At 35.7% G+C, this 14,972-nt stretch carries 10 protein-coding genes; 6 read left to right on the top strand and 4 right to left on the bottom strand.

Annotated features, from left to right (window positions below; genetic code table 11):
- The first annotated feature begins 311 nt into the window (after positions 1 to 311).
- A complete protein-coding gene (locus B0M43_RS06585) occupies positions 312 to 1,304 on the top strand; it encodes a Gfo/Idh/MocA family protein (RefSeq protein ID WP_078006417.1) in 993 nt (330 codons plus the stop codon).
- Positions 1,305 to 1,623: 319 nt separating this feature from the next.
- Here the strand turns inward: B0M43_RS06585 and B0M43_RS06580 are convergent, their stop codons facing one another.
- Positions 1,624 to 2,553, bottom strand: a complete 930-nt coding sequence (locus tag B0M43_RS06580) for an outer membrane beta-barrel protein (RefSeq protein ID WP_065451530.1) — start codon at positions 2,551 to 2,553, stop codon at positions 1,624 to 1,626.
- Positions 2,554 to 2,730: 177 nt separating this feature from the next.
- Positions 2,731 to 7,272 carry a DNA polymerase III subunit alpha gene (gene dnaE, locus B0M43_RS06575; RefSeq protein WP_065451531.1) on the bottom strand — a complete coding sequence of 1,514 codons (4,542 nt, stop codon included), beginning with the start codon at positions 7,270 to 7,272 and terminating at the stop codon, positions 2,731 to 2,733.
- 664 nt (positions 7,273 to 7,936) lie between these two features.
- On the opposite strand from dnaE, the gene leuC reads away from it, so the two are divergent.
- The 5 genes from leuC (at position 7,937) to leuB (ending at position 13,578) form a co-directional block, all read left to right on the top strand.
- Positions 7,937 to 9,331: a 3-isopropylmalate dehydratase large subunit gene (gene leuC, locus B0M43_RS06570; protein WP_078006419.1), complete on the top strand. Its 1,395-nt coding sequence runs from the start codon at positions 7,937 to 7,939 to the stop codon at positions 9,329 to 9,331.
- Between the two features lie 110 nt (positions 9,332 to 9,441).
- Positions 9,442 to 10,038 (top strand): 3-isopropylmalate dehydratase small subunit, encoded by a 597-nt coding sequence (leuD, locus tag B0M43_RS06565; RefSeq protein ID WP_078006420.1) that lies wholly within the window; start codon positions 9,442 to 9,444, stop codon positions 10,036 to 10,038.
- 101 nt (positions 10,039 to 10,139) lie between these two features.
- Positions 10,140 to 10,712: an O-methyltransferase gene (locus B0M43_RS06560; protein WP_078006421.1), complete on the top strand. Its 573-nt coding sequence runs from the start codon at positions 10,140 to 10,142 to the stop codon at positions 10,710 to 10,712.
- A 42-nt stretch (positions 10,713 to 10,754) separates the two neighbouring features.
- Positions 10,755 to 12,275: an alpha-isopropylmalate synthase regulatory domain-containing protein gene (locus B0M43_RS06555; protein ID WP_078006422.1), complete on the top strand. Its 1,521-nt coding sequence runs from the start codon at positions 10,755 to 10,757 to the stop codon at positions 12,273 to 12,275.
- Positions 12,276 to 12,516: 241 nt separating this feature from the next.
- On the top strand, positions 12,517 to 13,578 hold the full coding sequence (leuB, locus tag B0M43_RS06550) for a 3-isopropylmalate dehydrogenase (protein ID WP_078006423.1): 1,062 nt from the start codon (positions 12,517 to 12,519) through the stop codon (positions 13,576 to 13,578).
- A gap of 281 nt (positions 13,579 to 13,859) precedes the next feature.
- On the opposite strand, the gene B0M43_RS06545 is transcribed toward leuB, so the two are convergent.
- Together B0M43_RS06545 and B0M43_RS06540 are read right to left on the bottom strand one after the other, a co-directional pair.
- Entirely contained in the window at positions 13,860 to 14,219 is a 360-nt protein-coding gene (locus B0M43_RS06545; RefSeq protein WP_026982652.1) for an RNA-binding protein, read from the bottom strand.
- Between the two features lie 142 nt (positions 14,220 to 14,361).
- Positions 14,362 to 14,844 (bottom strand): DUF6252 family protein, encoded by a 483-nt coding sequence (locus tag B0M43_RS06540; RefSeq protein ID WP_078006424.1) that lies wholly within the window; start codon positions 14,842 to 14,844, stop codon positions 14,362 to 14,364.
- Between the last annotated feature and the right edge of the window lie 128 nt (positions 14,845 to 14,972).

Here is a 14,972-nt window from a genome sequence, read left to right as displayed (position 1 = left end):
AATTTTATTAGCCACGAATTCACGAATTATTTTTGTGAGTTTGTGGCTTTGTTTTTTGTGAAGAATTTTACCGCAAAGCACGCAAATTTTTTGTATCAGCTTGGCTTTGTAAAAACACAAAGTTCGCAAAGCTGGTTCAATACAAAGCTTTGCGAACTTTGTGTTTTTATAAAATCCTGTAAGCATAAAATCTTTGCGTGCTTTGCGGTAAAATTAAATCCTGCAAAATCTACATGAAAAAATAATTCGGGAAAATTAGTGCAATTCGTGGCAAACCTTTTTTAAATTTGAGAAACTAAAAAACCAGAAAAATGAAAATTGTAAAATGGGGAATTATAGGTTGTGGTAATGTAACCGAAGTAAAAAGTGGTCCGGCATTTCAGAAAGCGCCTAACTCGGCTTTAGTTGCAGTAATGCGCAGGGATGCTGCTCTTGCAGAAGATTATGCGAAACGCCATAATGTTCCCAAATGGTATTCGAATGCTGTGGATTTAATTAATGACCCTGAGGTCGATGCCGTTTATATCGCTACTCCTCCATCCTCTCACAAAGAATATACTATTTTATGTGCCAAAGCCGGAAAACCGGTTTATGTAGAAAAACCAATGGCACTAAATTTTGAAGAATGTAACGAAATGATCAGCGTTTGCAAAGAACACAACGTGTCATTATTTGTAGCTTATTACAGAAGAAGTTTACCTCGCTTTTTAAAAATAAAAGAACTAATTGATCAAAATAAAATTGGAATTGTAAGACATGTAAATTGCGTTTTATATCATCCGTTTGAAGAAAGATACGATGACGAAATCAATTTGCCGTGGACAGTTTTACCACACATTTCCGGCGGTGGAATCTTTGTTGATCTGGCTTGTCATACGTTAGATTTTCTTGATTTTGTTTTAGGCCCGATCAAATCTGTTCGAGGGCATGCAAGTTCTCAGCTTAAAGCGTATCCTGCTGAAGATTCGGTTTCGATGTCCTTTTTATTCGAAAATGGGATTCACGGAACGGGTTTATGGAATTTTGCCAGTTTTGAACGTTATGACAACACTGATATTGTTGGTGATAAAGGAAAAATCTCTTTCTCTACTTTCGGTAACGACCCGATACATATTCAATATACAAATGGCGAAAAAGAAAGCATCACTATTGAAAATCCACTTCATATTCAACAGCCTCTTGTCGAAACTGTAGTGGCTGAAATTCTGGGCAATGAAGGTATTAATCCTTCAAGAGGAACTTCGGCCTCAAGAACAACCTGGGTAATTGATGAAGTTTTGAAGGAGTTTAGGAATTCAAAATAATTTTCTAAAATATTATCATCGCGATGAATGGATTAAAATCCATCCCTACAAAATAAATCGAGCCGAAGGCTCTTTACGTAGGGTTCCGGAGGAACGGAGCATTTTGTAGCAACGGATTTTAATCTGTTGAAACAATTTATATCGCACAATCTTGTCATTTCGACGAAGGAGAAATCTTCGCCAGAAACTCCGCAACGAGAATTCAATCTTTGTCGAGCTTCTTGCGAAGATTTCTCCTTCGTCGAAATGACAAAAGCACAAAAAAAGAGGATATTCTAAACGAATATCCTCTTTTTATAAATTATAAATTTCTTTAGAATTATAGACTGTATTTAAGCCCCAAAGTCAAACCTAAACCTGAAATTCCAACGTAAGAACTTAACTCATCCATCGGTTTTGTTTTATCAACACCATTCGGATTTGTTAAAGCATTATTAGAATTAACGTCTAATCTATCTCTGTAATTTGTATGTATTTGAGAAGTGCTTCTAGAAGCTAGAGCATCATTTCCATTAACATTAAACTCTGTAGTTTCTTTAGTTTTTCCGTGTACAGTAAAGTTGCGGTATTCCAATTCACCAAAAACCGAAATGTTTTTTCCTAATTTATAAGATGTTCCTAAAGCAGCAACAAACCCAACTGTTGGATTTGGTTTTACTTTATCAACACTATGAACATTTCCAAAAGCAACCGGAGCTCCTGTTGTTGGATTAAAAGCAATTGGAGCGTACGCATCAGAAGTGATTTCTAAATCCCCGTGAATAGGAACTAAAACACCTACTTTAGTATATGGTTCAAAACCTTTGTGTTCTCCTAAAAATAAAACCAATGCAGGCGCTAAATCAAAAGCAGTAATCTGACCTACTGATTTAAAAGCGTATACACCAGCTGGCGTAATAGGCACATCTGATCTCGTTTGTGCCATTGTCTTATCTTTACTAGTATAGTAATTAACTCCCAACTCAACTCCTAAACGAGCATTAAATCTATATCCAGCTGTTATTCCTGTTCTAAAACCTTCACCAAAAGAACCTGTAACACTTTCTTCAGAAACTAATTTTCCTCCTACAAAAGTTCTATCCAATGGAAGATTTCCTCCTACAGTTGGAAATTCAGTTGCAGCAGTCTGAATAAAATAAGATCCTCCTAATTTAAAATACCAACTTTCTGGTTTATCTGCTTTTTCTGTTTGCGCCATTGTGGCCATAGAGCAAACTAATAATCCTAATAAAAATAGGTTCTTTTTCATAATTCTGATTTAATTAATTTTTACAAACTTAGATTATTTTAACATATTCTTATAGTTTGCATTGTTAGACTTGGTACGAAATCGTTGTAATTTTAAGCAATATTACTAAAAAAGTATTATGCATGCATATTTTTAACTTAAAAAAAATGCTTTCCATTAAATTTTAACTGTTAAAATTTAGTTTAGCTTAAAATTTACCTGCATTTTCTCTAATTCTATCAATAACTCAGTAGAAATCTTAACTTTTAACCTGCGACTTGGCATGGCAAGCTTGGTTACAACCTTTATTTCTTCGACCTCATTTACTTCCTGAATTTTAGTTTCTTCAAGTTGTGTTTCTCCATCCTCAGCATTTTCATCTACAAAAACGGCATCATCGGCTTCTTCAAAATCTGTGGGAGTTTCTACTTCGACCAAACGCTTTATCTTTTCTAATTCCATAATTTCAAAAGTCACAGAATTATCTCCTTTGTTTGCACTAAACAATTGACTTAAATTATGAATAAATTCAGCCTGCAAATCTTTTATGTTTAATAACAAAATCAGTTTTTTAGCAAAAGCTTCCAGAATATCCTGCAATTGCCTGATCTCAACAAACTGCATTCTTGGATCTGATTTTTTACCTGTATCGTGATTGACCCAACCGTCTTTTATTAATATTTTAATGAAAGCAAAATTATTCTGAATCAGGAAATGGCGGAATTTTAGGTATTCTTCACCAAAAATCTTAAACTCATAACTCTCATCGTATCCTTCTAAATTAAACACCGCCCAGCCTTTTCCGTTTTTTGCCACACGATGCTGAACGTTATTAATGATTCCGGCAAAATTTAAATTTTTACCCACATATTCATTCATGCTTTTCAGCGATTCTAGTCGGGAATTACAGAAGTATTTCATCTCGAATCTAAAATCATCAAGAGGATGTCCTGAAATATAAATTCCAACGACTTCTTTCTCTTTTGCTAATTTTTCCATCGTGCTCCAGTCTTCACAAGGAGGCACAACTGGTTCATCAATTTGCACTTCACTGGTTTCTCCAAATAAACTCACTTGCGATGAATTTTCGTTTTCCTGAAACTTAGATCCGTAACGAATTGCTTTTTCATAAAAGGTTATTCCGTCGCCATCATCATGAAAATATTGCGCTCTTGTGGTTCCTTCAAACGAGTCAAAACCTCCGGCCAAAGCCAGATTTTCGATCGCTTTTTTATTGGCTGCACGTAAATCGATACGTTTCGCCAAATCAAAAATCGATTTATATTTACCGTCTTTTCTGCTTTCTACAATAGTTGCCACAGCTCCGGAACCCACACCTTTAATAGCGCCCATTCCAAAACGTACTGCATATTCATCGTTTACCGTGAATTTGTAAAACGACTCGTTTACATCCGGTCCTAAAACCTGTAATCCCATTCGTTTGCATTCTTCCATAAAAAATGATACTTGCTTGATATCATTCATATTATTCGAAAGAACCGCAGCCATATATTCTGCCGGATAATGTGCTTTTAAATACGCCGTTTGATAAGCAATCCAGGCATAACAAGTCGAGTGTGATTTGTTGAAGGCGTAACTCGCAAAGGCTTCCCAGTCTTTCCAGATTTTCTCCAGAACTTTTGCATCATGACCTTTTTTTGCCGCTTGTTCTACGAACTTAGGCTTCATTTTATCCAGTACATCTTTTTGTTTTTTACCCATCGCCTTACGCAAAACGTCGGCCTCACCTTTTGTAAAGTCAGCCAGCGATTGCGACAAAAGCATTACCTGCTCCTGGTAAACGGTAATTCCGTAGGTTTCTCCCAAATACTCCTCACAAGCATCTAAATCGTATTTGATTTCTTCTTCGCCATTTTTTCTTCTTACGAAAGAAGGGATATACTCTAAAGGTCCCGGACGATACAAGGCATTCATGGCAATTAAATCTCCAAAAACCGTTGGCTTCAGATCCTTCATGTATTTCTGCATTCCGGGTGACTCGTATTGGAAGATTCCAACCGTTTCTCCTCTCTGGAAAAGTGCATAAGTTTCGACATCATCAATCGGGAATGTATCCGGATCAAGATCGATTCCGTTTCTGTATTTTACCAGTTTAACGGTATCTTTTATTAAGGTAAGGGTCTTCAGACCCAAGAAGTCCATCTTCAGCAATCCTGCACTTTCTGCAACCGAGTTATCAAACTGGGTTACATATAAATCAGAATCTTTTGCTGTGGTTACTGGAACGAAATTCGTAATATCCGATGGCGTAATGATTACCCCACAGGCGTGAATTCCGGTATTTCGCATCGATCCCTCAAGGATTTTTGCCTGTTGAATGGTTTCCCCTGCCAAATCATCTTCATTGGCAATGGCGATTAATTCTTTTACATTATCAAACTCGTCAGAGCGCAGGGCTTTTTTAACTTCATCTTCGTTTTCAGAAATAAAACGCGCCAAATTCCATTTTGATGGCATCATTGCCGGAATCAGTTTGGCAATTCTATCGGCTTCAAACAAAGGTAAATCCAGTACACGAGCCGTATCACGAATCGCTGATTTGGTTGCCATTTTACCATAAGTGATAATTTGTGCAACCTGATTTTTACCGTATTTATTGATTACATATTCCATTACACGACCACGACCCTCGTCATCAAAGTCAATATCAATATCGGGCATGGATACACGGTCAGGATTTAGGAAACGCTCAAAAAGCAAATCGTACTTAATGGGGTCAATATTGGTAATTCCTAAACAATAAGCTACCGCAGATCCGGCAGCAGATCCACGACCTGGACCTACCGAAACGTCCATATTTCTGGCTTCGGCGATGAAATCCTGTACAATCAAAAAGTAACCCGGATATCCGGAATTCGAAATCGTTAATAACTCAAAATCCAAACGTTCCTGAATCGATTCTGTAATTTCGCCATATCTTCTTTTTGCACCTTCCATCGTAAGGTGACGTAAGTATTTATTTTCACCACGAACCCCTCCATCTGCATCATCTTCAGGAACTACAAACTCCTGGGGAATATCAAATTTAGGAAGCAATACATCACGGTAAAGCGAATAAATCTCGACCTTATCAACGATTTCCTGAATATTAATAATGGCTTCAGGTAAATCAGCGAAGAGTTTTTTCATCTCTTCTGATGACTTATAATAGTATTCCTGATTGGGTAATCCGTAGCGATAGCCACGGCCACGACCAATTGGTGTCGCTTGTTTTTCGCCATCTTTTACACACAATAAAATATCGTGCGCATTGGCATCTTCTTTATTTAAATAATAGGTGTTGTTGGTCGCAATTAATTTGACATTGTGTTTTTGCGAAAACTCAATCAGCGTTTTATTCACACGATTTTCGTCTTCCTGATTGTGACGCATTACTTCTAAATAAAAATCGTCGCCAAATTGTTCTTTCCACCAAATCAAAGCTTCTTCGGCCTGGTTTTCACCAACGTTCAGGATTTTACTCTGGATTTCTCCGTATAAATTCCCAGACAAAACCATGATATCTTCTTTATATTGTTCGACAATTTTTCGATCAATTCTTGGAACATAATAAAATCCGTCAGTAAAAGCAATCGACGACATTTTGGCCAGATTGTGATACCCTTTTTTATTTTTGGCCAGTAATACAACCTGATTTCCGTTGTCTTTTTTGCTTTTATCAAGATGGTTGTCGCAGACATTAAATTCACAACCTACGATTGGTTTTATCTCCGTTTCTGTTGGTTCTTCACCAGCTTCAACCAAGGCTTTATTTTTTGCAGATGCTGCTTTGTTATGGTTCATAACGGCGCTCACAAAGTGAAAAGCTCCCATCATGTTTCCGGTATCGGTCATCGCAACAGCCGGCATACCATTTTTGGCTGTAGCCGCTACAATATTACCAATTCCTATGGTAGATTGAAGAACCGAAAACTGGGTATGATTGTGTAAATGCGCGTATTTTGCCTCCTTAAAGTCTTCTCTGTCAGAATGTGAAACTGTAGTTTCTTTGCCAACCGATTCTAAAGCTTTTAGCTGCTCTCTAATTTTATCAGAAGCTGCTTTTAAATTGATGTGCTTTAAACCAATTAAAGGAAATTCCTGTGGATTTCTATTTTGGAATTCCTTAAAATAATCCTTATCAACATCCAGTTCTTCTTTCGTAAAAACTTCTCTTCTGATTAATTCCAAAAAACAACGCGTAGTTGCCTCAACGTCGGCAGTTGCGTTGTGCGCTTCCGCGAAAGGTTTATTAAAAAGATATTCGTGTAATTCTGTTAATGTTGGTAATTTAAATCTTCCTCCACGACCTCCCGGAAGTTTTAATAATGAAGCCGTAACCTCAGTACAAGTGTCCAAAACCGGCATTGAACTCATAGAAGAATCTACTCCCATTCTATGAAATTCAGCTCCCATGATATTAACGTCAAAACCTAAATTCTGCCCCACAATAAATTTGGTTTTGCTTAAAGCGATGTTGAATTTCTCCAAAACTTCAGCCAAAGTGATTCCATCGGCTTCAGCCAATTCGGTCGAGATTCCATGAATACGTTCGGCATCATACGGAATATTAAATCCGTCAGGTTTCACCAGATAATCCTGATGTTCGACAAGTGTTCCCATTTCGTCATGAAGCTGCCATGCGATCTGAATACAGCGAGGCCAGTTATCAGAATCGGTAATTGGAGCATCCCAGCGTTTTGGTAATCCGGTTGTTTCGGTATCGAATATTAAATACATAAGTTTAAATAGCAAAAATTAAATTCCAAATTCCAATTCTCAACATTGTAAATAACTGATTACATGAACTATAAAAATCGAGAAATAAAATTTGGAGGAAGTCCAAATTTACGCTTTTTTTGGAGATAGAAAACGGTTAAATCTTTAAAAAATGATTCTTATTAAGTAATCAGTTTTTCTCTTAAAATTCATGAAATTTCATAAAAATACACTTCTTGGATGTCGTAGTATTTCAATTAAAAATTCTAAAAAAAACATCCTTTAAAACCTTCTATTTTACACTATCAAAAGTCTTTTCACATGTAATCTCAAAAAAATACAAAAGAATCCAAAACTAACAATTATTACTATTTTAATTCATTTTGTTACATTTTTTTCAGTTAAAACCTATATTCTGTAATGATTTTGAGATAAATTTGCCAACTATTACAATTAAGGCAGTCAAATCAAAATTAACACAAAAAGAGAAAGTAAAACCAATTTATATTCATTCTACAATCAAATTGAACAGCAAAAAAGCGAATACTAATTTGTATTTCAGTTTGGGTATCGTATATAATGAAATATTGCAATTGACGACCTTATATCTTTTTCTAATTTTGTTTTCCTATTATGATGATCAGGAAATTGCTGTGATTAGAAATTACAATTAAAAAAAATAAAAATGAGTAAGACATTATTTGACAAAGTATGGGATTCACATGTAGTGCGTAAAATTGAAGATGGACCAGATGTGTTTTTTATTGATCGTCATTTCATTCATGAAGTTACGAGTCCTGTTGCTTTTTTAGGATTAAAAGCCAGAGGCGTTAAGGTTTTATACCCGGAGCGTACTTTTGCAACTGCAGATCACAATACACCAACCATAAACCAACATTTACCAGTTGAAGATGCACTGTCTGCAAATCAGCTTAAAGCGCTTGAAGATAATGCTGCCGAATACGGAATCTCTCACTGGGGATTAGGTCACATTAAAAATGGAATTGTACACGTAGTTGGTCCTGAAAACGGAATTACTTTGCCAGGTGCAACAATTGTTTGTGGAGATTCACATACTTCAACTCACGGTGCTTTTGGAGCGATTGCTTTTGGTATCGGAACTTCTGAGGTGGAGATGGTGCTTTCTACACAATGTATCATGCAGCCAAAACCAAAGAAAATGCGTATTAACGTAAACGGTCAATTGAGCAAAGGTGTTGGTCCAAAAGACGTTGCACTTTATATTATTGCACAATTAACTACTTCTGGAGGTACAGGTTATTTTGTTGAATACGCTGGAGATGTTTTCGAAAATATGACTATGGAAGGTCGTATGACGGTTTGTAACCTAAGTATCGAAATGGGTGCTCGTGGTGGAATGATCGCGCCAGACCAAAAAACTTTTGATTTCCTTGAAGGAAGATTATATGCTCCAAAAGGAGAAGCCTGGACTAAAGCGGTTGAATATTGGAAAACACTTAAAACGGATGCTGATGCTATTTTTGATGCTGAATTAAACATCAATGCTTCAGACATTGAACCAATGATTACTTATGGTACTAACCCTGGAATGGGAATTGGTATCTCAAAACATATTCCGAATGCCAACCAAGTTGAAGGCGGAGAGGAAACTTACAAAAAATCTTTAGCTTACATGGGCTTTGAAGAAGATGATGTAATGATTGGAAAACCAATTGATTATGTTTTCTTAGGAAGTTGTACAAACGGCCGTATTGAAGATTTTAGAGCTTTTACAGAAATTGTAAAAGGAAGAAAAAAAGCAGATAATGTTACCGCTTGGTTAGTTCCGGGTTCGCATGTAGTTGAAGCTCAAATTAAAGAAGAAGGCCTTTTAGATATTTTAACTGAAGCTGGCTTTGTATTACGTCAGCCTGGTTGTTCTGCTTGCTTAGCAATGAACGATGATAAAGTTCCAGCTGGAAAATACGCAGTAAGTACATCAAACAGAAACTTTGAAGGTCGTCAGGGTCCTGGTTCAAGAACATTATTAGCAAGCCCAATTATGGCTGCCGCTGCTGCTGTTACAGGAAAACTAACTGATCCAAGGGAATTATTTTAATTCCGCTGTAAGCTTTAAGCAATAGGCTTTAAGCTAAAATTCAATACTAAAATAAATGCTGTAGAAAAAAGCTTAAAGCTTATTGCCTACAGCCTAAAGCAAAAACAAAAATGGCATACGATAAATTTAATATACTTACGAGCAGCGCAGTGCCGCTGCCAATTGAGAACGTAGATACAGATCAAATTATTCCGGCTCGTTTCTTAAAAGCTACAAAACGTGAAGGTTTTGGAGACAATCTTTTTAGAGACTGGAGATATAATGGAGATGATACTCCAAAAGCTGATTTCGTTTTAAACGATACAACTTACAGCGGAAAAATTTTGGTTGGAGGAAAAAACTTCGGTTCAGGATCTTCAAGAGAACATGCTGCGTGGGCAGTTTACGATTACGGTTTTAGAGCTGTAGTTTCTAGTTTCTTTGCTGATATCTTCAAAGGAAACTGTTTGAATATTGGTGTTTTGCCAGTTCAGGTTAGCCCTGAATTTGCTGATACTATTTTCAAAGCAATTGAAGCTGATCCTAAAACAGAATTGGAAATTAACTTGCCAAATCAAACGATTACTTTATTGGCAACGGGACAATCAGAATCTTTTGCTATAAACGGATACAAAAAGAACAACATGATCAATGGTTTTGACGACATTGATTATTTACAAAATATTAAGGAAGATATTGTGGCTTTCGCCGATAAGCTTCCTTACTAAACACAACCAACTAAAATGCAGTTACGTAAGTTTCAATTCTACAGTTGGGCTTTGTAACTGCTTTTGATTTTAATTTTTGAATCAAAAACTCTTTCTAAAAAATGAACGACAACAACATTGTATTGCCAAAATTTTATTCGGAAATCAAAAGTGATTCTGAAAAAATTACGTTTTCAATGCCGTCAGATTTACAAACAGGAAGTTTTCTTCGCACATTAACCGCAACAAAAAAAGATGGTCGCTTTTTAGAATTAGGAACAGGAACCGGATTATCACTTGCGTGGATGATTGAGGGAATGAGTGAAAATTCAAATTTAATTTCAATTGATAATTCAGCAGAATATCAAAGCATTGCAAAGAAATATTTTCAGAACTCAAGTGTTTCTTTCGTTTGTGAAGATGCCGAACAATGGATTTTAAATTATAAAGATTCAAAATTTGATTTGATTTTTGCTGATGCCTGGCCGGGCAAATATGCAGTTTTAGACGAAACTTTAAAATTATTGAATTCAGGCGGTATTTATTTAATTGATGATATGCTGCCTCAAAAAAACTGGCCGGTAAATCACGACAAAAATGCTGAAAAATTGATTCAGGATTTAGGAAAAAGAACAGATATTCAATTAACAAAAATGTGTTGGTCGACAGGTTTAGTTCTAATAACCAAAATATAAAATATTAAGATTAGTCATGCTTTCAAAGCAAACAATATTATAATGGAAAAAAGAAAAATTGAAATAATGGATACGACGCTTCGTGACGGTGAACAAACCTCGGGAGTATCATTTTCTGCTGCAGAAAAATTAACCATTGCACAATTGTTGTTGGAGGAATTAAATATTGACAGAATCGAAATTGCTTCTGCCCGCGTAAGCGAAGGAGAATTTCAGGCTGTAAAAGGTATCACTACCTGGGCTGAAGAACGAGGTTACATCAACCGAATTGAAGTACTTTCGTTTGTAGACGGAGGAGTTTCGATTGAATGGATGAAAAAAGCAGGTGCCAAAGTGCAAAATTTATTGACCAAAGGTTCAATGAATCACCTGACACATCAATTAAAAAAAACACCAGAACAACACTTTTCTGAAATTGCAGAAATCATTGCTTTAGCGAAAGAAAACAATATTGACACCAACGTTTATCTGGAAGACTGGAGCAACGGAATGAGAAATTCACCCGAATATGTTTTTCAGTTTTTAGATTTTCTATCTACTCAGCCCGTTAAAAGAGTTTTACTCCCTGATACTTTAGGCGTATTAATTCCGTCTTTGACTTTTGAATTTATCTCAAAAATTAGAGCGAAATATCCGCAGATTCATTTTGATTTTCATGCGCATAACGATTACGATTTAAGTATTGCGAATGTTATGGAAGCCGTAAAAGCTGGAATAAACGGACTTCATGTTACCGTAAACGGAATGGGAGAACGAGCAGGAAACGCACCACTTGAAAGTACAGTTGCCGTTATAAATGATTATTTACCAGAAGTAAGCATCAATATAAAAGAAACTTCTCTATACACTGTAAGCAAACTGGTAGAGACTTTTACAGGATATAGAATTCCTGCCAACAAACCCATTGTTGGAGATAATGTTTTTACACAAACTGCCGGAATTCATGCTGACGGCGACAACAAAAATAATCTGTATTTTAATGATTTACTTCCGGAACGTTTTGGCAGAAAAAGAAAATACGCCTTGGGAAAAACTTCGGGTAAAGCCAATATCGAAAAAAATCTTCAGGAATTAGGTTTAAAATTAAATCAGGAAGATTTGAAATTGGTTACCCAAAGAATTATCGAATTGGGTGATAAAAAAGAAACCGTTACTAAGGAAGATCTGCCATACATTATATCTGATGTTTTGGACAGCCACACTTATCAGGATAAAATTACAATTGAATCTTACGTATTAATGCATTCAAAAGGAATGCGTCCGTCAACAACTTTGCTCTTAAAAATCGACGATGAAATTATCGAAGAAAGCGCTCAAGGCGACGGTCAGTTTGATGCTTTTATGAATGCTTTATCAAAAATTTACAAAAGCAAAAAATTAATACTTCCAAAATTGATTGATTACGCCGTGAGAATTCCGCCCGGAAGTAGCTCTGACGCTTTATGCGAAACGATCATTACCTGGGTAAACAACGGAAAAGAATTTAAAACAAGAGGTTTAGATTCTGATCAAACAGTTGCAGCGATTATTGCAACTCAAAAAATGTTGAATGTAATTGGCTAAGTTGCTAAGATACTAAGTTGCTAAGATTCTAAGGTTCTAAGTTTTTTTCTTTGAGCTTATAATCTTAAAAACTCAGAATCTTAAAAAACATCAAGTTACTAAGCCTACTAAAAAAACTTAGAACCTTAGAAACTCAGTACCTAAGAACCTTTAAAAAAAATTATAAATTAGAATTCTGACTCACTAAGATAAAACTTAGAACCTTAGCAACTCAGAGCCTTAGAACCTTAAAATAAAAAAAATGAAATTTAACATAGCCCTTTTAGCCGGTGACGGAATCGGACCAGAAGTAATTAATGAAGCTGTAAAAGTATCTGATGCTATTGCAAAAAAATTCAATCACGAAATAACATGGACTCCAGCTTTAACCGGAGCTTGTGCAATTGATGCAGTTGGAGTTCCTTATCCTGATGAAACGCATGAGATTTGTATGAAAGCAGATGCTGTTTTATTTGGAGCAATTGGTCACCCAAAATACGATAACGATCCAAGTGCGCCCGTTCGTCCGGAGCAAGGATTATTATTGATGCGTAAAAAATTAGGTTTGTTTGCTAACGTACGTCCAACATTTACTTTCCCTTCTTTAATTGACAATTCTCCATTAAAAAGAGAAAGAATCGAAGGAACTGATTTGGTTTTCTTAAGAGAATTAACTGGTGGAATTTACTTTGGAGAAAAAGGAAGAAGAGACGACGGAGAAACTGCTTTTGACAATTGTGTTTATACGAGAGCTGAAGTACAGCGTTTGGCTAAAAAAGGTTTTGAATTAGCCATGACAAGAAGCAAAAAATTGTGTTGTGTTGATAAAGCAAACGTTTTGGAAACTTCACGTTTATGGAGAGAAACGGTTCAGGCAATGGAAAAAGATTATCCTGAAGTAACAGTTTCTTATGAATTTGTTGATGCTGTAGCGATGCGTTTAGTACAATGGCCAAATTCTTATGACGTTTTGATTACTGAAAACTTATTCGGAGATATTTTGACTGACGAAGCTTCTGTAATTTCAGGTTCAATGGGATTAATGCCTTCTGCGTCTGTTGGAGAACATACTTCATTATACGAACCAATCCACGGATCTTATCCTCAGGCTACAGGATTAAATATTGCTAATCCGTTAGCAACTATTTTATCTGCAGCGATGATGTTCGAAGATGCTTTTGGACTAAAAGATGAAGCCGAAGCTATCAGAGCCGTTGTAAACAAATCATTAGAACAAGGAATAGTTACAGAAGATTTAGCAACAAAAGGATCAAAAGCATACAAAACCAGCGAGGTTGGAGATTGGCTTGTAGAGAATTTATAGTTTTATTTGTTTCAGGTTTCAGGTTTCAAGTTATTGTTGGAACGTGAAACCTGAAACTTATAGTTAAATTTCGTTTCATTTAAGGCGCACTTAATGCGTCTTCGCTTTGCGTTAGATGCACTGCTGTGCATCTCTACGGAAAAATATCCTTAAAAATGGCAAACAAAATTGTTAGGTTTTTCCAACTTGAAACTTGAAACAAAATAAACATGAAACAAAATTTACCCACAAAAAAAGGGATCAACTTGCGTTGATCCCTTTTATATATTTAGAAAAAAATATTAATATCCTCCTCTGTTACCACCACGGTCATTTCCACCACGGCTGTTTCCTCCACCATAACCTCCGCGTGAATCTCCACCACGACTGTTATTGTTGAAGCTTCTTCTTTCGCCTTCTGGTTTCGGTTCAGATTTATTAACCACAATTGCACGACCTTGAACAGTAGCTCCGTTCAATTCATCAATTGCTTTTTGAGCTTCTGCATCGTTTGGCATCTCTACGAAACCAAAACCTTTGCTTCTTCCTGTAAATTTATCAGTAATAATTTTAACTGAATCTACTGCTCCGTAAGCCTCGAAAGACTCTCTTAAATCTGCTTCCTCAATACTGAATGGAAGGCTTCCAACAAAAATGTTCATATGTACTTATTTATAATAATGTAGCAAATGTAGTCTTATTTTTCTGTAATCTACTATATATTAGTTTATTTATGTTTTTATTTTGATTTAAAAAAATAAAAATCAACAAAACCAAACAATTGCAAATGAAAAACTTACTTATTTAGAAGTTTACCTTAGAGGTATAGGGTACCTTATAAAAAACACCTTCAGTAAATTGTATCTCAGGTTTTTCATCATCTCCTTCGCTAACATTTACTGCTGTAAATTTAAATGTTCCGGAAATGGTTTTATTTTCAATATCAAAATTTGTAATCACCACCTGACCGTTGCCCAGGTTTGTACCTGTAGTAAATTGAGGTGTTTCACTTGGAAAAATATTCGAATATGAAGCCGTTGCTACCTCATTAACACCCAAAATATAAGTCTGAGGAGTTGTAGAAGGCAATTTCAAACTTACTTTTTCAGCTCCTAAACCTCCTTCGATAAATAAATCTCCATCCATTGTTGTATAAGCAGTATAGTTTTGCGATCTCCAAAAGACATTGTCTTTTAATCCCTGAAAAGCAGGAGTATTAAATTTTACATCTTCGGTACAGGATGCCAGTACAAAAACACTAATTAACAAGTAGATATATTTTTTCATAAAATCATGAATTTGAAGCAAAAATACCTCATTTGATACAAAAAATGAAAATTTAAACTCTGAAACGGCTTAAAAAACAGCAAAAATCTGCATCAATTATATTTAATAAAGTTTGGAACGGATAATTC

Origin of the sequence: Flavobacterium sp. KBS0721, assembly GCF_002007065.3 — a bacterium.
GTDB lineage: Bacteria > Bacteroidota > Bacteroidia > Flavobacteriales > Flavobacteriaceae > Flavobacterium > Flavobacterium piscis.
This window is presented reverse-complemented; position numbering and strand designations above follow the sequence as displayed.